This window comes from Kitasatospora sp. NPDC004669 (assembly GCF_040609455.1).
GTDB lineage: Bacteria > Actinomycetota > Actinomycetes > Streptomycetales > Streptomycetaceae > Kitasatospora.
Genome location: NZ_JBEXKB010000016.1, coordinates 52,485 through 69,504 on the forward strand (window position 1 = coordinate 52,485; position 17,020 = coordinate 69,504).

Annotated in this window: 17 protein-coding genes and 1 tRNA gene; 7 read left to right on the forward strand and 11 right to left on the reverse strand. The window is 71.2% G+C overall.

Features of this window, described 5'->3' with window-relative positions; genetic code table 11:
* Positions 1-65 precede the first annotated feature (65 nt).
* The 3 genes from ABZW30_RS16140 to ABZW30_RS16150 all read right to left on the reverse strand — a co-directional run bounded on the left by ABZW30_RS16140 (position 66) and on the right by ABZW30_RS16150 (position 3,138).
* A complete protein-coding gene (locus tag ABZW30_RS16140; RefSeq protein ID WP_355671725.1) occupies positions 66-1,628 on the reverse strand; it encodes an AMP-binding protein in 1,563 nt (520 codons plus the stop codon).
* A 47-nt stretch (positions 1,629-1,675) separates the two neighbouring features.
* Positions 1,676-2,521, reverse strand: coding sequence for a DUF3626 domain-containing protein (locus ABZW30_RS16145; RefSeq protein WP_355671726.1), 846 nt, complete (start codon positions 2,519-2,521; stop codon positions 1,676-1,678).
* Positions 2,522-2,610: 89 nt separating this feature from the next.
* The gene (locus ABZW30_RS16150; protein ID WP_355671727.1) at positions 2,611-3,138 is read right to left on the reverse strand and encodes a peptidylprolyl isomerase; all 528 of its coding nucleotides are present in this window, start codon (positions 3,136-3,138) and stop codon (positions 2,611-2,613) included.
* Positions 3,139-3,379: 241 nt separating this feature from the next.
* Between ABZW30_RS16150 and ABZW30_RS16155 the strand changes: the two genes are divergently transcribed.
* The gene (locus tag ABZW30_RS16155; RefSeq protein ID WP_355671728.1) at positions 3,380-3,598 is read left to right on the forward strand and encodes a cold shock domain-containing protein; all 219 of its coding nucleotides are present in this window, start codon (positions 3,380-3,382) and stop codon (positions 3,596-3,598) included.
* An 86-nt stretch (positions 3,599-3,684) separates the two neighbouring features.
* On the opposite strand, the gene ABZW30_RS16160 is transcribed toward ABZW30_RS16155, so the two are convergent.
* Complete coding sequence (locus ABZW30_RS16160) at positions 3,685-4,302, reverse strand: TetR-like C-terminal domain-containing protein (protein WP_355671729.1); 618 nt, start codon at positions 4,300-4,302, stop codon at positions 3,685-3,687.
* 80 nt (positions 4,303-4,382) lie between these two features.
* Between ABZW30_RS16160 and ABZW30_RS16165 the strand changes: the two genes are divergently transcribed.
* Positions 4,383-5,702 (forward strand): alpha/beta hydrolase, encoded by a 1,320-nt coding sequence (locus ABZW30_RS16165; protein WP_355671730.1) that lies wholly within the window; start codon positions 4,383-4,385, stop codon positions 5,700-5,702.
* 108 nt (positions 5,703-5,810) lie between these two features.
* On the opposite strand, the gene ABZW30_RS16170 is transcribed toward ABZW30_RS16165, so the two are convergent.
* Both ABZW30_RS16170 and ABZW30_RS16175 read right to left on the reverse strand, forming a co-directional pair.
* Positions 5,811-6,380, reverse strand: a complete 570-nt coding sequence (locus ABZW30_RS16170; RefSeq protein WP_355671731.1) for a hypothetical protein — start codon at positions 6,378-6,380, stop codon at positions 5,811-5,813.
* Positions 6,377-6,598: a DUF6228 family protein gene (locus ABZW30_RS16175; protein ID WP_355671732.1), complete on the reverse strand. Its 222-nt coding sequence runs from the start codon at positions 6,596-6,598 to the stop codon at positions 6,377-6,379. Before ABZW30_RS16175 ends, ABZW30_RS16170 begins: the two co-directional genes overlap by 4 nt.
* 244 nt (positions 6,599-6,842) lie before the next feature.
* On the opposite strand from ABZW30_RS16175, the gene ABZW30_RS16180 reads away from it, so the two are divergent.
* On the forward strand, positions 6,843-7,850 hold the full coding sequence (locus ABZW30_RS16180; RefSeq protein ID WP_355671733.1) for a hypothetical protein: 1,008 nt from the start codon (positions 6,843-6,845) through the stop codon (positions 7,848-7,850).
* Positions 7,851-8,027: 177 nt separating this feature from the next.
* On the opposite strand, the gene ABZW30_RS16185 is transcribed toward ABZW30_RS16180, so the two are convergent.
* Positions 8,028-8,591, reverse strand: a complete 564-nt coding sequence (locus ABZW30_RS16185; protein WP_355671734.1) for a hypothetical protein — start codon at positions 8,589-8,591, stop codon at positions 8,028-8,030.
* Positions 8,592-8,605: 14 nt separating this feature from the next.
* Positions 8,606-9,049: an ATP-binding protein gene (locus ABZW30_RS16190; RefSeq protein ID WP_355671735.1), complete on the reverse strand. Its 444-nt coding sequence runs from the start codon at positions 9,047-9,049 to the stop codon at positions 8,606-8,608.
* Positions 9,050-9,257: 208 nt separating this feature from the next.
* Between ABZW30_RS16190 and ABZW30_RS16195 the strand changes: the two genes are divergently transcribed.
* The 3 genes from ABZW30_RS16195 to ABZW30_RS16205 are packed head-to-tail and all read left to right on the forward strand — an operon-like array spanning position 9,258 to position 10,525.
* Complete coding sequence (locus ABZW30_RS16195; RefSeq protein WP_355671736.1) at positions 9,258-10,160, forward strand: helix-turn-helix transcriptional regulator; 903 nt, start codon at positions 9,258-9,260, stop codon at positions 10,158-10,160.
* Complete coding sequence (locus ABZW30_RS16200; protein ID WP_355671812.1) at positions 10,114-10,254, forward strand: DUF397 domain-containing protein; 141 nt, start codon at positions 10,114-10,116, stop codon at positions 10,252-10,254. The genes ABZW30_RS16195 and ABZW30_RS16200 overlap by 47 nt, the downstream gene beginning before the upstream one ends.
* Positions 10,255-10,273: 19 nt before the next feature.
* Positions 10,274-10,525 carry a DUF397 domain-containing protein gene (locus tag ABZW30_RS16205; protein ID WP_355671737.1) on the forward strand — a complete coding sequence of 84 codons (252 nt, stop codon included), beginning with the start codon at positions 10,274-10,276 and terminating at the stop codon, positions 10,523-10,525.
* A gap of 3 nt (positions 10,526-10,528) precedes the next feature.
* Here ABZW30_RS16205 and ABZW30_RS16210 read toward each other — a convergent pair whose 3' ends face one another.
* The 3 genes from ABZW30_RS16210 to ABZW30_RS16220 are packed head-to-tail and all read right to left on the reverse strand — an operon-like array spanning position 10,529 to position 16,604.
* Positions 10,529-12,442 carry a hypothetical protein gene (locus ABZW30_RS16210; protein WP_355671738.1) on the reverse strand — a complete coding sequence of 638 codons (1,914 nt, stop codon included), beginning with the start codon at positions 12,440-12,442 and terminating at the stop codon, positions 10,529-10,531.
* A 38-nt stretch (positions 12,443-12,480) separates the two neighbouring features.
* Positions 12,481-13,581 carry a tryptophan 7-halogenase gene (locus tag ABZW30_RS16215; protein WP_355671739.1) on the reverse strand — a complete coding sequence of 367 codons (1,101 nt, stop codon included), beginning with the start codon at positions 13,579-13,581 and terminating at the stop codon, positions 12,481-12,483.
* Complete coding sequence (locus tag ABZW30_RS16220; protein ID WP_355671740.1) at positions 13,578-16,604, reverse strand: LodA/GoxA family CTQ-dependent oxidase; 3,027 nt, start codon at positions 16,602-16,604, stop codon at positions 13,578-13,580. The genes ABZW30_RS16215 and ABZW30_RS16220 overlap by 4 nt, the downstream gene beginning before the upstream one ends.
* Before the next feature lie 303 nt (positions 16,605-16,907).
* Between ABZW30_RS16220 and ABZW30_RS16225 the strand changes: the two genes are divergently transcribed.
* Positions 16,908-16,991: transfer RNA gene (locus ABZW30_RS16225), tRNA-Leu, on the forward strand.
* The last annotated feature ends 29 nt before the right edge of the window (positions 16,992-17,020 follow it).

Below are 17,020 nucleotides of genomic sequence, written 5' to 3' on the forward strand. Positions count from 1 at the left end.
AGTCCGATGGGGATCTGCGCGGGGTTCGGTGCGGTTTCGGTGAGCGTCCCCGGCCCCGGGCGGGTTCAGACCGCGAGGGAGTCGCGCAGCCGCTTCTTGTCCGGCTTGCCGACCGAGGTCAGCGGGATCTCCGTGACCAGGTGCAGGGCCTCCGGTGCGTAGATCCGGCCCTTGTGCGCGGTGACGAACGCGCGGACGTCCTCCAGCTGCGGTCGCTGCCCCGGCGCGGGGACGACCGCGACGTGGACGTGCTCGGCCTGCTGGGCGTCGCGGACGCCGAAGACGGCGCACTGGGCGATCGCCGGGTGGGTGAGCAGCAGGTCCTCCACCTCGGAGGGGTAGACGTGCCCGCCGACCACGATGATCAGGTCCTTGAGCCGGTCGGCCAGGTAGAGGTAGCCGTCCGCGTCGAAGTAGCCGATGTCACCGGTGTTCAGCCAGCCGTCGCGCAGTACTTCGGCGGTGAGGTCGGGCCGCTTCCAGTACCCGGCCATGAGGGTGGCCGAGCGGACGTGGATCTCGCCCTGCTCGCCGGTCGGAAGCTCGGCGCCGTCGGCGGAGCGGATCACCACCTCGACGCCCGGCAGGGGCCGGCCGACCGAGATCTGGCCGCCGTGGCCGACCCGGTCGTGCTCCTGCGGGGAGAGCTGGGTGATGTACTGCGCCTCCGACATCCCGTAGGCGCTCCACAGGACCGGCCCGAACACCATGAGCGCCTCGCGGATGCGGGTCGGCGAGGAGGCGCAGCCGCCGTACACGACCCGCTGCAGGCTGGACAGGTCGGTGCCGGCGATCGCCGGGTGGTCCAGCAGCCGGTAGAGCAGCGGGGGCAGGACCCACAGGTCGGTGATGCGCTCGCGCTCGATGGCGGCCAGCACCTCGCCGGGGTCGAAGGAGCGCTGGATGACCACCGAGCCGCCGTGGTGGAGCGTCAGATCGGTGAGCACGCCGGAGAGGTGGGCGAGCGAGGTGGCCGCGAGCAGGCGGGGCGCCGCGCGCTCCTGGCCGAACGGGACGTCGAAGGAGCTGCGGTAGGGGCCGTGCAGGCTGACGATGCCCTTGGGGATGCCGGTGGTGCCGCCGGTGTGGCGGATGCCCAGGTCGTCGTCCGGGCCGATCCGGACGTCCGGCGGCTGGGCGGGGCGGTGGGCGGAGGCGGCGATCACGTCCTCGCCGACGGCCTCCGGGCCGGGGCCCAGGGTGAGGACGGTCGGCACGTCGACCAGGGCGAGCACCTCGGGGGCCGTCGCGTACCGTTCGACGTCCACCAGCAGGACGGCGGTGTCGACGCTGGTCACGATCTCGGCCAGGATCGGGGCGCTCATACCGTCGTACAGGTTCACCAGGCGGGCGCCCGCGATGCCGGCGGCGTAGCGGGCGCTGAGCGCCTCGGCGGTGTTGCCGGTGAGCAGGGCGACGGTCATGCCCCGGGTCACGCCGCGGGCGATGAGCTCGTGGGCGAGGCGGTAGGTGGCGGCGGCGAACTCGCCGGCGGTGATCCTGACCCCGTCGGCGGTGGTGATGGCCAACCGGCCGGGGTCGGCGGAGAGGGACCGGAGGATCAGGGCGGGGGCGCTGATGAACTCCGCGTCGGGCATGGCCACTTCTTCTTTGTAGTTTGCAACCATGTCGACAGCCTAACTCCATCCTCCGCGTCGGGGCGGGTAGTTGGCGATCAGGACGACACGGGCGCTCCGAAGCGCGCGAGGTAGTGCCAGACCTTCTTGACCGCCTGCGGGTCATGGCGGCCGGTGGCGGCGGCAGCTCCGATGACGGCGGGATCGAGCGCGCCGTCGACGGCGATCTCTGCGCCCAGGTCGACGAACTCCGGTCCACGGAAGGTGGGATGGCGGTGCAGCTCCTGCGCGGTGAGCCGGAAGCCGGCGTGCCACTCCAGTGGACAGGGGAGCCGTCGGGCGGCCTCCTCGACGGCCGTGCCCCGGTAGCAGGGGTCCAGGACCAGGGCCTCGACGTCGTGGGCCGTGCGCACCGGTCCGTGCACCTGCGCCTCGATGTAGTCGTCGAGGTGGTCCTGGGTGTCGGCCAGGGCGAGTTCGATCAGCCCCATGCGGTCCGCGACGCCGAAGTCCGAGGGGTCCACGCAGCTGTCCGGGTAGCAGAAGGTGGTGCGCCCCAACGCCTCGGCGGTGAGCCGGAAGTGGGCGGAGCCGAAGCGCGGCGCGGCGCCGAACGGCTTGTGGCGGAAGTTCAGTGCCCCGTAGACGGGGCGCTCGGCGGAAGGCGCGTCGTCGTAGGCGCCGTTGAAGATCCGGCTCTCCCAGCGCCACCGGTCCCCGCCGGGGTGGGCGGTCAGACCGCCGTTGCTCGTCCCGGTGGTGAACTGGGAGACGTAGACGCCGCCCTCGGCCAGGGCCTCCAGGATCGGCCGGCCGTGGGCCGCGCGGTCCGGATGGAAGTTGAGGGTCACCCGCAGGGACGGGTCCACCGGCGGGCCGGACGACAGTGCGGCCACATGTCCGAGGGCCCGGTGCTGTGGTGTCGGGATGGCGTCGGCGGTCATCCGGCCAGTGTGGCCGAGCCGAACGGCCCAGTGCACGTGGGTTTCCGCGCCGGCGGGCCCGTCGGCGTCCACCGACGGGCCCGCCGCGCTCAGCGGGTCTCGATGAGCACCGTCTTGAGGACCACGTCCTCCAGCGGGCGGTCGTTGCGGGGGTTGGTGGCCCTGGCGCCGATGGCGTCGACGACCTTCTTGCCGGCGTCATCGACGACCTCGCCGAAGATGGTGTGCTTGCCGGTGAGCCAGACGGTCGCCGCGACGGTGATGAAGAACTGGGAGCCGTTGGTGCCCGGCCCGGAGTTGGCCATCGCCAGCAGGTAGGGCTCGGTGAACGCCAGGTCCGGGTGGAACTCGTCGGCGAACTCGTAGCCGGGCCCGCCGGTGCCGTTGCCCAGGGGGTCGCCGCCCTGGATCATGAAGCCGTCGATGACGCGGTGGAAGACCGTGCCGTCGTACAGCGGCTCCCTGCTCGGCCGGCCCGTGTTCGGGTCGACCCACTCCCGCTCGCCCTGGGCCAGCTCCACGAAGTTCTGCACGGTCTTCGGGGCGTGGTTCGGCAGCAGCCGGATCACGATGTCGCCCTGGTCGGTCTTCAGCGTCGCGTACAGCTCGTCCGCCATCACAATCCTTCCTTCGGTGCAACTGGTCCGGCCAGTCTCCAGACCGGACGGCGGGCCCCGAAGCGGCGACACGGCATCTCACCCGCACGGGTGGCGCCGGGGCGAACAGGCATCCGGCCCTGACACCTTCGGCGCCATCCCGGCGAGCATCCCCGCGACCGGGGGCCGGGGCGGGGAAGGTGGCGTGGGCGGCCGGAGTTCCGGGGCCGTCGATCGACATTCGAGCGAGATTGGCGACAGCGTGAGCGAGCGAGTGACCGGCGTGGTGAAGTGGTTCAACGCGGAGAAGGGGTTCGGGTTCATCAGCCCGGACGGTGGTGGCGCCGATGTGTTCGTGCACTTCAGGGCCATCAAGAAGCAGGGGTTCAAGAGCCTTGAGGAGGGGGAGGCCGTTTCCTTCGAGATCACCCAGGGCCAGAAGGGGCCCCAGGCGGAGAACGTCGAGGGCGTGAACCCGTAGGCGCTTTCGCGGACACTGCGCAGGAAGTCGGCCGCGCCGACTTCCTGCGCAGGGCGGCAGGCTCGGTGGCCGCGCACGGCGGCTGCTCAGGGGGCGAGTTCGGCTTGGCGAAGGCTGTGGAACACCGCAGGGGTCGCCCACCCGCGCAGCGCGGCCCGGACCGTCGCCCGGAACGCGACCTCGGCCGTGCGGGCGTCGAGGGCTCCGGCCAGTTCGAGCGTCACGAGGCCGTGCAGGGTGACCCACAGTGAGAGGGCGATCGACGTCGCCTCGCCGTCGAGGGCGGAACGTGCCACGGCCCGGTCGATCGCCGCGATGAGCGGCCGGACGGGGTCACGGGTGCCGACGGCGCCCGACGGATCGAAGGACTGTGCCCCTCCGAACAGCACCGTGTACAGGTGGCTGTGTCCGCACCCCCATCGCCGGTAGGCGATGGCCAGGGCATAGAGGTCGTCGAGGGGTTCCGCCGAGGCCGGCACCGCCGACAAGTCCTGGAACAGGCCGGCGACAGCCCGGTCGCGCACCGCTCCGATCAGTCCGTCCTTGCCGCCGAACAGCGAGTACACCGCCGTCGTCGACGTGTCGGCGGCGGCCGCCACGGCGCGGACCGTGACCGACTCCCGCGGGCCCGTGGCCAGCATCTCGGTCGCACACGCCACGAGCCGCTCTTTGACCGCTTCGTCGTTCGTCCTCGGTCTGCCCATGACGAGAAGCCTACCCGCTCTGATAACGTCGTTTTGAAACAGTGTTCTGAAACTTGGGGGGCACCATGGACACATTCGGCATGCGCCTCGTCCGATTCACCGGACGCTTACTGCTGGCGCTGACCGCCGTCGCGGCACTGGCTGTTGTCTTTCTCGCGTTGATCGTCCTCACGGACGGGGCCGGCTCGGGACTCGCCGCCTGGCTGACGACCCTCGGAGTCGCTTCCGCCGCCGCACTGTGGCGGAGCCGGGGCCGTAGCCGGGCGGCGAAGCTCAGGCTGTTCGGGCCAGTGGCCGTCGCGGCGGCGTTGACGGCGACGGTCTGTGTCCCGACCGCGCCCACGACCCGGCAGTACCCGCCCGACCTGCCCTTCGTGGCCGTACAGCACTGGACCCTGGACACCGGCAGCAGGGTCGCCGTGTACCACTACCCGCCTGCGGGCTCCGGCGCCCGGCACCCGATCCCGCTCGTGTACCTCAACGGGGGGCCGGTTCGCGGCGTGTCGCTGCTCGACCACCGGTTCCTGCAACTCCTGGCAGGCCGGGGCTACGACGTCTACGCCTACGAACAGGCCGGCGGCGGACGCAGCGACCTGCTCCCCATGGAGCAGTACACGATCTCCAGGTCGGTCCGTGACCTGGACGCCTTCATCCACCGTCTGGGCAACGGCGACGTCGACGTCCTCGGATTCTCGTCAGGCGGGGTCGTGCTCACCCGAGCCCTGGCCGACCCCTCCGTCGCCACACACCTGCACCGGGCGATCATCGCCGAGCCCGGCCCGATGGACGGCCCCACATCGCGCATCACCGGGAACACCGGGCGTCCGTCCGCGCGCGACCTCGCACCGGGCATGGTCGGACCGCGATCGACGCACATACCCCGGTACGCCGTGGCGTTCGGCCTCATGAAGCTCGGACTCCTCACCCCCGACACCGGACTGATCGGACAGGCCGAAGGCGACAACGCGTTCACCGCCGCTGACCTCGGCAGCGACACCGCATCCGACTACTGCGCGCGGGACGCGCACCGCATCCCGTCCGAAGACACGCCACGGAACTTCTCCTTCAGCCCCGTCGCCAGCCTGCGCGTCCAGCAGACGGTGATGGACTCCCCCTCGATCGCCCCGCAACTGGGGCGATCGAAGACGCCCACCATGCTGATGATCGCCGAGTGCTCCCCCAAGGTGCGCGAGCAGGAGACCACCGTCCTCGCCGACGACCCCGCCGTCCAGCGCACCCAGTACATGCCCGGAGTCGGGCATCACCTGTGGAACGGCCTGGACGACAACAACGACCGAGCCGCCGCTGTCATCACCGCTTTCCTCCAGGACGAGCCGGCACCTCTGCCGAACTACCCCACTCGCGAGGAGATCCCCGCCTTCCTGAGTGATCACAGGTGACGCGCGCGGTAGGCCGCCATCGACATGAGGCGGCGAAGCCCGGAGCTGTGGGGCCCGGAGCTGTGGGGCCCGGAACTGTGGGGCCCGGAACTGCGGGGCCCGGAACTGCTAACCGCAGCGCGCGGTCGACGCGCTGTCGGGGCCGGGTAGCGCGGTGGGGGTTCCTCCGGTGGCCACCCAGGACGTGACCACCGGTTGGACGGGCGCCCCGAAGGCGCCGGCGAGCAGGACGTGCAGCAGCAGTTCGGCGGCTGCCTCGAACAGGAGCGGGGAGGAGTCCTGGTCGTAGCCCGCGCGGTCGATCACCAGTCGGCCGGCCGGCAGGGCGTCGCTGTACAGGTCGGCGCGAAGGCCGGTCGACACGGCGTCGTCCAGCCCTTCGGGCAGGCCCGGCAGCAGCGGCCCGTGCAGGAGTCCTCGCCGCGGCGCGGGCCGGACGGTCTCGAAGTATCTGACCCGCCAGTCCAGCCGGTCGCCCTCGCCCGGCGTGAACTCGCCGCCCAACAGGGCTGCGGAACGCGTACGGCCGTGGTTCCGGTGCAGTTCCAGGACCGCGCGGGAGCGCACCCCGGTGGTGATCGGGCGTGCGGGGACCAGCCCGCTGTTCTGCCGCTTGCCCAGGAGGCTGAACTCGTGACGGTCGTGATCGACCGCCGCGTTCCGGCGGTACGTCTTCACGACGAACACGCAGGACCCCCAAGCGCGGTGCCGGGGTCGAGGAACCAGCGGATGTCCGAGGCGAAGGCGGCCAGCTGCGCCCCGGCCTCCAGCCAGATGGTGACCGAGGCTTCCCAGGAGTCGTCCCGGGAGTGGACGGTGACGGCCGGTGTGTCGGTGGGTTCGGTGGCCTGGGCGTTCATCCGCTGGACAGTAGACGGCTTCGCGCCGGAAGTCATCGCGATTCTGTCCGAGCGTGGCCCGCCCCCCCAGGGGCTCTCGGGCTGGAATCTCGGTGGTGTGGGTGCGGCGCTCAGGGTGGGGTCTGCTGCGCGGGAAGTCGCAGGCTCCCTGTTGCGGAAGAACGGGCCTGCGTACGATTCCGCGCGTGATCAAGGAAATGCCTGCTTGTCCGGCCCAGACGTCATGGCCGTCCGATGGTCTTCCTGTCGGCCGTGTCGGCTACGCGGGAATCCGTCGGGGGTGGCGATGAAAGCCCCGGTGTCTCCGCCGCGGCCGTTGGATGTCGCCTCGGTCTTTCCCGAGCTCGCCGCCCATGCGCGGACAGCGGTCCGGCTGCACCCTGCGGCGGCGGATCCGGGTCCGCGTGACAGCTCCGTGGGAGGGCCGCCGGCCTGGCCGGAGGATGAGGCGTGGCCGACCTGTCCGGGTGGCCGTCATCCGATGCGCCGGCAGCCCCATCGCCCCGCCAACGTCCGAGGTGATCGGTCGACAAGGTTTGCCTACCACGGTGAGATCACCTGGGACCGGATACCCGCGGACGCGTCGTGGCCCTTGCTGCCCGTGATGCAGGTGTATGCGCACGACGTGCCCTGGTACGACGGTTTTCCGGAGGGCACGGACATCCTTCAGATCCTGTGGTGCCCGTTCCAGCACGTCTACGACGATCCGGCGACGTCCTACAACGGAATCGCCGGCCCGTGGGTCCAGGTCCGCTACCGCCACACCGGTGACCTGGGAGACCGCTTCCTGACCCCGCCGGAGCCGGTGGCCATCGGTGAGCCCGGCTATCTGCCCACCCCGTGCCTGTTGCGGCCGGAGCCGGTGACCGAGTACCCGCACCCGGGCGCCCTGGGCGAGGAGTTCGAAGCCGGAGTCGAGGAATGGGAGATGGCGACCTTCGGTGACCCCGACGACCCCGAGGAGTACGACCCCCGCTACTCCTGGGACCTCTCGACCGCCCCGGGCTGGAAGCTCGGTGGCCATGAACCCTGGAACTATCAGGGCTACTTCGGCCCGGTGCGGTGCGACACGTGCGGCAGCGGGATGCGCTTCGTCGCTGCGGTCGCCAGCAGGGAATGGGACGGCGGCACGGAAAGCTGGGCTCCGGTCGGCTTCCTCGAAGGTGGTTCACGCGATCGGCGTCAGCGCCAGGAGCCGACCGACGTCGTACTCGGGCGGGGAGAGACCATGCGCATCTTCATCTGCCCGCTCTCGACGGACCACCCGGTCATCAGCGACCTGGTGTAGGGCCCCGCACTCGACCAGCGGGCCGCGTTCGAAGCGGGCTCCGGCGCGGACGAGCGGGACGAGGTGGGCGCCGTTGACCGAGCGCCGCGCTGACCGCCGGGATCCGGCACAACGACCACAGCGGACAGCTCATGACGTGCTCACTGACCGGCTACGGCCATCGACCTTTGGCATCAGTCATCCAGGGGCGGTGGCCTGGGCGGCGCGGGTGCGGCAGTGGGTGAGGGCGGGTTTGATGCGGGGGTCGGGGGTGGGGGAGGAGGAGAGCAGCTCGCCGACGGTGACGAGGGTGGTCCAGTAGTGGGCCGGGTCGCCGGTGCGGGGGAGGGGCTGGGCGGCGGCCAGGGAGAGGTAGGCGGCGGTGAGGTTACCGGTGGTGAACCAGCGGGCCAGGCCGTGCTGGTGGCCGGCCCGGATGCCGCCCATGGCGTCGATCGCGGCGAGGAAGAGGTCGACGACGGCGAGGTCGCGGGCGTCGAGGGTCTTGGGGATGTCGAACACCCCGAGGGCTTCCAGGAGTTCGCCGGTGTCGGCCTCGGAGTCGGGGCGCGGGTTGGCGAGCAGGGCGCCGTAGCAGTCGTCGAGGCGGCGAGTGGTGTCGGCGGCCGGGATGTCGAGGGCGGCGCAGACCGCGCGGGCGGAACGCAGGGGGTCGCCGGTCCGGCGGGCGAGGGCGGCATAGGCCTCGGCGGGGGTGCGGCCGGTGTGGAGGAGGTGCCGGGCGGTAAGGGCGAGTCGCATGGGGGTGCCTCCGTTCAGATCGCGAGGGCGGGGACGGTGGCGGGGGAGAGGGAGGGCGCGACCAGGGCCCAGACGAACTTGCCGATGCCGCCCGCTCGGGGGCAGCAGCCCCAGCGCTCGGCGAGTTCGTTGACGAGGAAGAGGCCACGGCCGCGCTCGTCGTCGGGGGAGGCGGAGTGGAGGGTGGGGCGGCCGCTGCCGGCGTCGTGGACTTCCAGGCGCAGGCGGGAGTTGATGAGGGCGAACCGGATCTCGATCAGGCGGTCCGAGGGCGCGTCGGAGTGCTGGACGGCGTTGGCGAACAGCTCGCCGAGGAGGAGCTCGGCGATGTCGCAGTAGCGGTCGCCGGCGGGGAGCGCGGCGAGGTACGCGCGGAGGAGGTGGCGCGCGAGGGGGGTGGACTCCGTGCGGGAGTCGAGGCGCGCGGCGAACGTGCGGGGGCGGTGGGTTTTGAGCATGGGGGTACCTCGGAGGGGGCGGAAGGGGGCGTACGAACGGAGCGCGCTGTCACGCTGCGCATGCATAGGATTGCGTTCCGGTATCAATGATCGGGGTGTGGAGGTACGGTGATGGCCGAAATCAGGTACCGGTTACATGCGGTACGTGAGGGGGACTGGCGTGGTACATAGGCGACTCAAGACAGAACTGACGGCCAGTTCGGCGGTCATGTGGGGCGAAGAGCTACGGTTCTACCGGGAATCGGCTGGCTATACGCAGGAGGATCTGGGCAAGCTCCTGCACTGCACGCGGGTGAGCATCACGCGCTACGAGAGCGGCCAGCGGCGCATGGCTCCAGAGATGGTCGAGCGCGTGGACGAGCTGCTCGGGACTGGCGGGGCGCTGAAGCGGCTTTGGCGCCGGGTGGACTGGAACGCGACGGTCGAGCACCCGGACTGGTTCCAGAGCCATGTCGACATGGAAGCCGAAGCTGTGGCCGTCAAGGCCGTGGAACTCGCGGTGGTGAACGGGCTGTTGCAGTGTCGCGAGTATGCGCAGGCGGTGTTCTCGGTAAGTGATGCGGCTGGCATGCCTGACGTCATCGAGGAACGAACGGCAGCTCGATTGGCGAGGCAAAAGCGGTTCCTGGAGGCTGATGGACCGCTCCTGTTGGTGATCCTCGATGAGAGCGCCATCCGGACGGTCTTCGGCGGGCCGCGTGTGATGAGGCGCCAGATGGAACACCTGCTAGCTGTTGCGGAGCTTCCGAATGTGATTATCCAGGTTGTGCCGTTCACTCGTCGGCCAGCTGTCGTCAACACCTCCATGGTGTTTCTGGAGATGCCAGACGGGCGGACCTGGGTGTACTCCGAGAGCCTCGATCGAGGCCATTCCAGCGACGTTCCGGCGACCGTGGCTCGGCATCGCCGCAGCTATGATCTGCTCCACGGGGAGGCACTGTCGGTAGCCGACTCGCTTGCGCTGATCGCCGATGCGCTGGAAGGGTTCAGAAATGACGAGGAACAGGCTCGACGAGACCGTCTGGCGAAAGAGCAGCTACAGCGGCGGCAACGGCGGCAACTGCATCGAGGTAGCCCTCGGATCCCTCCCCGGCGCCGTCCCAGTGCGTGACTCCAAGGACCCCAGCGGCCCGGTCCTCGTTTTCCCGGCCGCCGCCTGGGAAGCCTTCGTAGCGGCCGTCCGCGAGGGCGACCTTCCGGCGTAAGGCCTCCGAGGAGCTGGCTATGGTGACCTGGCGGAAGAGCAGCTACAGCGGCGACGACGGCGGCAACTGCATTGAGGTGGCCTTCGCCTGGCGGAAGAGTAGCTACAGCGGCAACGACGGCGGCAACTGCATCGAGGTAGCCCCCGGATTTCTCCCCGGCGCCGTCCCCGTGCGTGACTCCAAGGACCCGCACGGCCCGGTTCTCACCTTCCCCGCCTCGGCCTGGGCGTCCTTTCTCTCGGGCGTCCAGGCCGGTGACTTCCCGGTGTAGTGCTCACACCCGGAAGCTCTCGATGTCCGACGTCGTGCTGGTGAAGCCGTTGGTCGAGATGACCCTCACCCTCACCTCCGTCCCGGGCGGGAACTGAGTCCGATCAACCGTGATCACGGGGTCCTTCAGCCCGACCCCGATCGTGTGCCAGATCCTCCCGCCATCCGTGCTGACCTGCGTGGCGAACGTGTGGCCGTCCATCGGGGCCGCACCGAAGTCCAGAGCCAGCCCGAACTTGCCTTCCCCCGCCGTCGATTGACGAGCTCCCTGTAGCGCCGGCGGCGGGGCCGCCGGGCGGAAGGTGTCCACCACCTGCCCGCCGACGAGCAGTTCGACCGACGCGGGGTTGGTCCCGACCGGCACGACCGCATCGACCAGGCCGGTCTTCTCCTGCCCCGGCGCCGGGTCGGACGTGAGCTTCACCGTGATCGGGAAGTCGATCGGCGCCCCGCCGCCGGCCTGCTGGACCCGTAGCGCCACCGGGACCTCGCCGTCCGGTCCGGCCCCATCGGCCTGCCCGGCCTGGGCCGGCGGCCCGGCCGTCGCCTGCACCGGGTTGACGAATTTGATCGCGCCGTTGCGGCTGGTGAGGTCGACCGTTCCCACCACGCTGACGAGTTGCCCGCCCCCGGGCCCCTCCCCCATCGCTGCCATGGCGGGCGCCGGCGTCGGCGCGGCGGTCACCGAGAGTTTCGGGAACCGCTCGTCGGGACGGCCTCCGCCGCCGACCGTGGTGACTCTCAGTTCGCGGGGGGCCGCTGAGACGGGCGCGGCTGCCGCCGGAGTGCCCGCCGGTGCCGGGGCGCCGGCCGCAAGGGTGTCCTCCGCCACCAGCCGCTGGCGGATGCCCTCGTAGGTATAGCTGCACGGCCACTGGTAGTTGCAGTAGGTCATGACATCGTGCCAATCCACCCCCGGCTTGGCGGCCATCGGCAGGTTCAGCCGGGGATCGCCCACGTCGAACCCGCAGAAACTGTTCGGGGTGTCGGCAAGCTGTCCCTTCTGGAACGGGTAGTTCTGCAGGTCATCCTGCGATTCACCGCAGAATCCCGGGTGCTTGCGGCCGTAGGTGTGGCCCAGTTCGTGCCCGCCGTACCAGTCGGCGTAGGAACCGTCGAAGTCCCAGTTCCAGGTCGCCGCGCCACAGGGCGAGGAGGCGACGGTGGTGGGGTCGGGTGTGTCCGGCACGCCGGAGGCGCATCCGCGCAGGAAGAACCCCCCGTCGGCCACCTGGCCGATGTAGTGGGTGCGCCGGTCGACGCCCGCACTGATGTCGAGGGCGCGGATGGCGGCGAGCTGGGCGTTGGTGTCGGTGCACTGGAAGGGCGGAGTGGCCGTGGCGTTGATGATGGCGTGCGGCGCCTCGATGACGTCGGCCACCGGGTAGGCGCGCTTGAGCCAGCTGATCAGGAAGTTGTAGTCGATGTCGCGCGGGGTGTAGGTGACCGGAGGGTTCCCCATCGTGTAGCTCAGCCCCAGCACTCGCACCCGCAGCGGCGGGGAGTCGTGGAACCAGACCGCCGGGCCACTGGTGGGCCCGGTGAACGGGACGTTGGCACCGGTCAGGGTGTCGGTCAGGGAGATCGCGCTCACCATGAGTCCTCCGGCGGTCGTCAGTGCGGCCGGCACGACGAAGTTGAGGCTCAGGCCGGCGTCGGCCCGGCGGGTGGGCACGTCCTTGGGCGCGGTCGGATCGAGGGAGACGGTGTTGGCCGAGGTGACGGTGATCGGGGGATCCGTGGCCGACCGGAGCAGGGTCACGGTGCCTGTCACGCCGATGGCGGGGCCGCTCGCGCCGTTCACGTAGGCGCGGATCACGGTGACCTTGCCGGCGATCAGGGTGACGTCGTGCTGGAGGTCCTGAATGGACTGGGTGACCTCCACGGCATCCAGCACGGCGCCCGTCGGAGTAGTCATGACTGACCCCCTTGGGCGAACGTTTCGGCTCTTTCAGGCTAGGCCGCTGAGCGGCTGATCGCCGTTCGGCGGCGACCCCAGAAAGGGCTCAAGGGCCAACGCCGCTCCTGCTCGTACGCATGCGCATGGTTACTTCGGTAGGCCGTCGCGATCCCGTCCAGGAACGCCGTGTAGTCGGCGAGCGCGGCGGTCGTCCGCCCCTCGTCGGCGAGGCAGTCGGCTACGGCCCGCCCCGCCCGGGCACCGGTGTGCAGCGCCATGAGGATGCCCTGCGAGGACAGCGGGTCGAAGGCGAGCGCCGCGTCCCCGGCCGCCACCCAGCCCGGACCGGCCGACGGCGTGAGCCGCAGGCCGTGGGCCGGAGCCCAGCGCGGCACGGGAGTTGCGCCCGGACCCCGCCCGGCCACCCGACGCCGCACGTGCTCGGTGCGGCCGAGCGCCGCCCTGAAACCCTGCGGAGTGCGCAGCGACGGGTCCACCAGATCGGCGTCGGTCAGATGGGCGACCAGACGCCCGGCCGGGACGAGGGTGGTGTACCACCAGCCGTCCGCCACCGCCTCCACCAGGGTCCTGGCCTCGGGATCGCCGTCCGGGAACACCGCGTACGCGGCGACCAGCCGATCCTGCCGCCGACGACGTCCGCCCCGCCGCCCGATGACACAGCGTCGGCCGGTCGCGTCCACCGTCCAGCGGGCCGAGACCTCCCGCACCGCACCGGTGGCCCGCTCGCGGACGACGAGACCGCCGCCGACCCGGTCCAGCACACTGGCCTGCCGCAGCTCGGCGCCGGCCGCGACGGCCGCGTCCCTGAGGAAGGAGTCGAACCGCAGCCGGTCGAGGTGCCAGCCGTGCCCGTACGGGTCGAACAGGTGGCTGCGACCGTGCAGCCGCTCCGACCCCCACGCCGCGTACGTCCCCGTGGACACCGGATGACCCGTGGCGAGGAACTCGTCCAGCAAGCCGAGGTCGGCCAGCAGCGGCCGAACCGCAGGCGGCAGGAACTCCCCGATCTTGAAGACCTGCCGGCCCGGGCCGCCGTCGTCCAGCAACTGGACGCGGTGGCCGGCCCGGGCCAGGACGAGCGCCGCCACGGCACCCGCCGGACCGCCGCCCGCGACGACGGCGTCAAGGTGGGTCACCGGCTGGGCCGCAGGCGCTTGACCTTGTCGATGAACCCGGCCGAGACCTCCTCGTCGGGGGCCTCCGCCATGGTGATCGCCGATGCCAGGGCGGCCGCGCCCAGGACCGGGTCGGCGCCGCGTTCCACGTGCACGGTGACCAGGTTGCGCCCGGCCGGCGGGGCGGGCTCGCGGGGGAAGCTCACCTCGGACTCCACCAGGAGTTCCGCCGGGAGCCGGGGGTCGTCGGTGGGGCCGGGGCGGCGTTCGACCACGCCGAGCTTGCCGAAGTCCTGCACCATCGTGTTGATGGCGGCCACGTAGTCGTGGGGAAGCCAGCGCAGCCAGGTCCGGCGCTTCTGGAACGCGGCCAGGCGGTCGGCGATCGGCCGGGAGGTGTCGAGCACGACCTCGTAGTCCTCCTCGGCGAGCACGTGGTTGGGCACCCGGGCCGGCCAGAAGGTGGGCAGGTACGGGTCGTACGGGCCGAGCCCGGAGCCGTACTCGTAGCCGGCCCGGCAGCTCGCGGTGTCGGTCTGCCAGGGCACGGCCATCCACCGGGTCAGGTCGCCCGGCGCCTGGGCGTACATCGGGCCGTCGAAGGAGAGCGCGATGGCCGGGGTGAGCGTGGGGCCGTAGGAGGGATCGGGCGCGTTCGGGTCGCGGTGACGGATCCGGAAGGGGGTGGTGTACATGGTGGTGTGGCGCATCGGCCAGGTGAGCTCGCAGCCGGGGTGGAAGGCGTCGGCGAGGCAGAAGGAGAGTGCTGCCCGGTCCACGGTCGCGGGCTGGTCGGCGAACGGGACGTCGTCCAGGGTGGTGGGCGACGCGGCGTGCGGGTCGTAGTCGTTGACGAAGTCCCCGTCGGCCCACCGTTTGAGCAGCCGGTACTGGAGCGCGGAGAGCGTCACGTGCTGCCGGACCGACTGGGGCGGGATGTTCATCGCGTCGCCGTAGACGGCCGGCCAGGGCACGGGTGACATGCCGTCGCGGTCGTAGTTACGGACGGCCAGCCAGACCTGGCGACGCAGTTCCCGCTGCACCGGCGAGGGATCCGACAGATCGCCGAGTCCGGTGAGCAGGTCCTCGCGGCCGTCGAAGCCGAACTGGGTGGCCAGGCCCTTGTTGACCCACTGCAGGCCGCACAGGCCGCGCAGCACGGGCAGGACGTCCCAGGTGAAGGACACCTGCGGCGGCTCGGGGAGTCGGCCCTCGGTGACGAAGGCGTCCCAGATCAGGTCGTACATGGTGCGCACCGAGGTGAGTTCGGGCGCGTAGTTGGGCGGGGCCGTCACGACCCAGGCCGGTTCGACCGGGATCGGGCGGCCGTCGATGCTCACCTCGGCGGTGACCGGGCCGTCGGAGACGTCGTCGTGCCAGCCGTCGTTGTTGGCGAAGGTGTCGGCCGGTGTGCCGGTCGCCGAGGCCGAGACGCCCCGGCCGCCGAGGAAGATCAGCCGGCCGCTGTCGTCGGTGCGCAGCTCACCGAGGTAGACGGGCTTGCCCATGAAGGTGCCGGTGTCGAAGCGGTACTCGGGCCGGGCGGAGCGGTTGCGGCCGCGCACCCAGCGGGGGCCGGGGTCGATGACCAGGAGGTCCTTGCGCTGGTCGGCCTGGATCTTGGGGTTGCGCAGATTGCTGGGGTCGGCCTGGCCCGCCTCCGGGATGTCCAGGGCGATCTGGAACTGGTACCAGGCCGCCTTGGAGTTGACGACGTGCACCTTCCAGCGCAGGTCGGCGTTGTCGGCGGTCAGTTCGGCGACCGGCTCGCCGGCGGCGTTGTAGCCGTAGACCCGGAACCGGACGGCCTGGCGCTTCAGGGCGCCGGTGACGTCCTTGTAGCTGCCGACGGGCAGCGGGGGCGGGTCGTCGACCTCGGGGGCGAGGACGAAGTCGTCCATCATGCTGTCGCCGACCCGGGCCACGCCGATCGCCGGGTGCACGGCGGCCCGGACGATCCGGGTGTCGCGGGCCGGCGGCGGGGTGAGCTGCGGGCGGGCCGGGCCGGGCTCGGCCGTCGGGACGCCGTTGACGTTGCGGCGCTGCTCGGCCGAGGCCAGGTAGACCGTCCTGCGCACGTCGGAGATGCTGCCGATCGGGCGGTGCTCGGCGAGGCCGTGCCAGGGGTTGAGGGAGAGGTTCTCGCCGTACGCGGCCTGGCCGCGCGCGGTGACGTCCTGCTGCTGGAGGGTCAGCCGGGCCACCTTCACGGGCTGGCTCTCGGACTCCTCCCAGCGCACCGTCGCCATGTCCAGCGGCATCTTCTCGTCGTCGGTGCGGAACTGGAGCATCAGGTCGAAGGCGGCCTGGCCGGCCCCGAGCCGGTGGACCAGGTCGGCGGCGAGGTAGGTCGGGTCCTCGTCGGGCGGAGTGGCGGACGGGTCGCCCGGCTCGCAACCGGCGGGCACCAGCTTGTACTTGACGAAGCGGTCGGGCCCGAAGGCGTAGGGGAGCACGCCCCAGTAGACGGCGGTCAGCACGCTGGCCTCGGACTTGGCCATGTCGTCGAGGATCCCGGCGGTGATCGGGTGGGCTGCCAGGTACTTGTCGTAACTGCCGTCGATGACACCGGCCTTGGTGAACTCGCACATGTCCTGGGCGGTGTCCACGAAGAACACGTCGTGGTTCTGCAGCAGCAGGTCCTGGGTGTCGGCCTCGGTGTAGCCCTCCAGCAGCTTCGGGCCGGGCACGCCGAACAGCTTGAGGCCGACGCCGAGGGTGGTCTTGAGGTCGGGCAGACCGGGCACGGTGTCGCTGGAGAACCGCACCCAGGCCTCCAGGCCGCCGGGCCGGGTGCGGGCGGCCGCCAGGAAACCGACGCGCAGCTCCGCCGGCAGGTCGTCGGCGACCGTGAGCGTGCCGCGGGCGACGCCGTGCGGCTTGAGGAACACCGGCCGCTTGACCGGGTCCTGGCCGCGGGCCATCCGGGCGCCCTGGGTCAGGTCCACGAACATCTGCTTCAGCGCGGCGGCCGCGTCCTCGGCGCAACCCGGCAGGGGCGGCGGCCCCGCGGCGTCATCGAAGGGCTCGGGGGTCCCGATCATGCTGTGCTCCCGTCGGTGCGGTGATGGGCCGGGGGGACGGCGGACCGGTGCGGTCGACGCCGTGCGGGCTTCCGGGCCCTGGTCAAGCGTGCACAGACCTCCGACGGGCGGCGCGGCGAACTACGCCCGAAACGAGCAGGCACCGGGCCCGGCGCGCGGCCTCTCACTCCAATCGGCCAGCAGCGCTCGCCCGGGGCCGGGTCGGGGTGGCAGCGTCGTCGGTGACCGGCGTCGCCTGCCGGCCGTTCCGGGGTGGTCAGAGGTACCCCTCCAGATGGTCTATGCTTAACCCATCACCCAGATGCGCGGGTGGCGGAATAGGCAGACGCGCTGGATTCAGGTTCCAGTGCCCGAAAGGGCGTGGGGGTTCAACTCCCCCCTCGCGCACAGAGATCGGCCGGTTGACTTTCGAGTCG

What these genes read in the sequence shown, in the direction of transcription:
- ABZW30_RS16140 (WP_355671725.1), bottom strand. Translation starts at nt 1,628, where the DNA reads ATGGTTGCAAACTACAAAGAAGAAGTGGCCATGCCCGACGCGGAGTTC.
- ABZW30_RS16145 (WP_355671726.1), bottom strand. Translation starts at nt 2,521, where the DNA reads ATGACCGCCGACGCCATCCCGACACCACAGCACCGGGCCCTCGGACAT.
- ABZW30_RS16150 (WP_355671727.1), bottom strand. Translation starts at nt 3,138, where the DNA reads ATGGCGGACGAGCTGTACGCGACGCTGAAGACCGACCAGGGCGACATC.
- ABZW30_RS16160 (WP_355671729.1), bottom strand. Translation starts at nt 4,302, where the DNA reads ATGGGCAGACCGAGGACGAACGACGAAGCGGTCAAAGAGCGGCTCGTG.
- ABZW30_RS16165 (WP_355671730.1), top strand. Translation starts at nt 4,383, where the DNA reads ATGCGCCTCGTCCGATTCACCGGACGCTTACTGCTGGCGCTGACCGCC.
- ABZW30_RS16175 (WP_355671732.1), bottom strand. Translation starts at nt 6,598, where the DNA reads ATGACTTCCGGCGCGAAGCCGTCTACTGTCCAGCGGATGAACGCCCAG.
- ABZW30_RS16185 (WP_355671734.1), bottom strand. Translation starts at nt 8,591, where the DNA reads ATGCGACTCGCCCTTACCGCCCGGCACCTCCTCCACACCGGCCGCACC.
- ABZW30_RS16190 (WP_355671735.1), bottom strand. Translation starts at nt 9,049, where the DNA reads ATGCTCAAAACCCACCGCCCCCGCACGTTCGCCGCGCGCCTCGACTCC.
- ABZW30_RS16195 (WP_355671736.1), top strand. Translation starts at nt 9,258, where the DNA reads ATGTGGGGCGAAGAGCTACGGTTCTACCGGGAATCGGCTGGCTATACG.
- ABZW30_RS16205 (WP_355671737.1), top strand. Translation starts at nt 10,274, where the DNA reads ATGGTGACCTGGCGGAAGAGCAGCTACAGCGGCGACGACGGCGGCAAC.
- ABZW30_RS16210 (WP_355671738.1), bottom strand. Translation starts at nt 12,442, where the DNA reads ATGACTACTCCGACGGGCGCCGTGCTGGATGCCGTGGAGGTCACCCAG.
- ABZW30_RS16220 (WP_355671740.1), bottom strand. Translation starts at nt 16,604, where the DNA reads ATGATCGGGACCCCCGAGCCCTTCGATGACGCCGCGGGGCCGCCGCCC.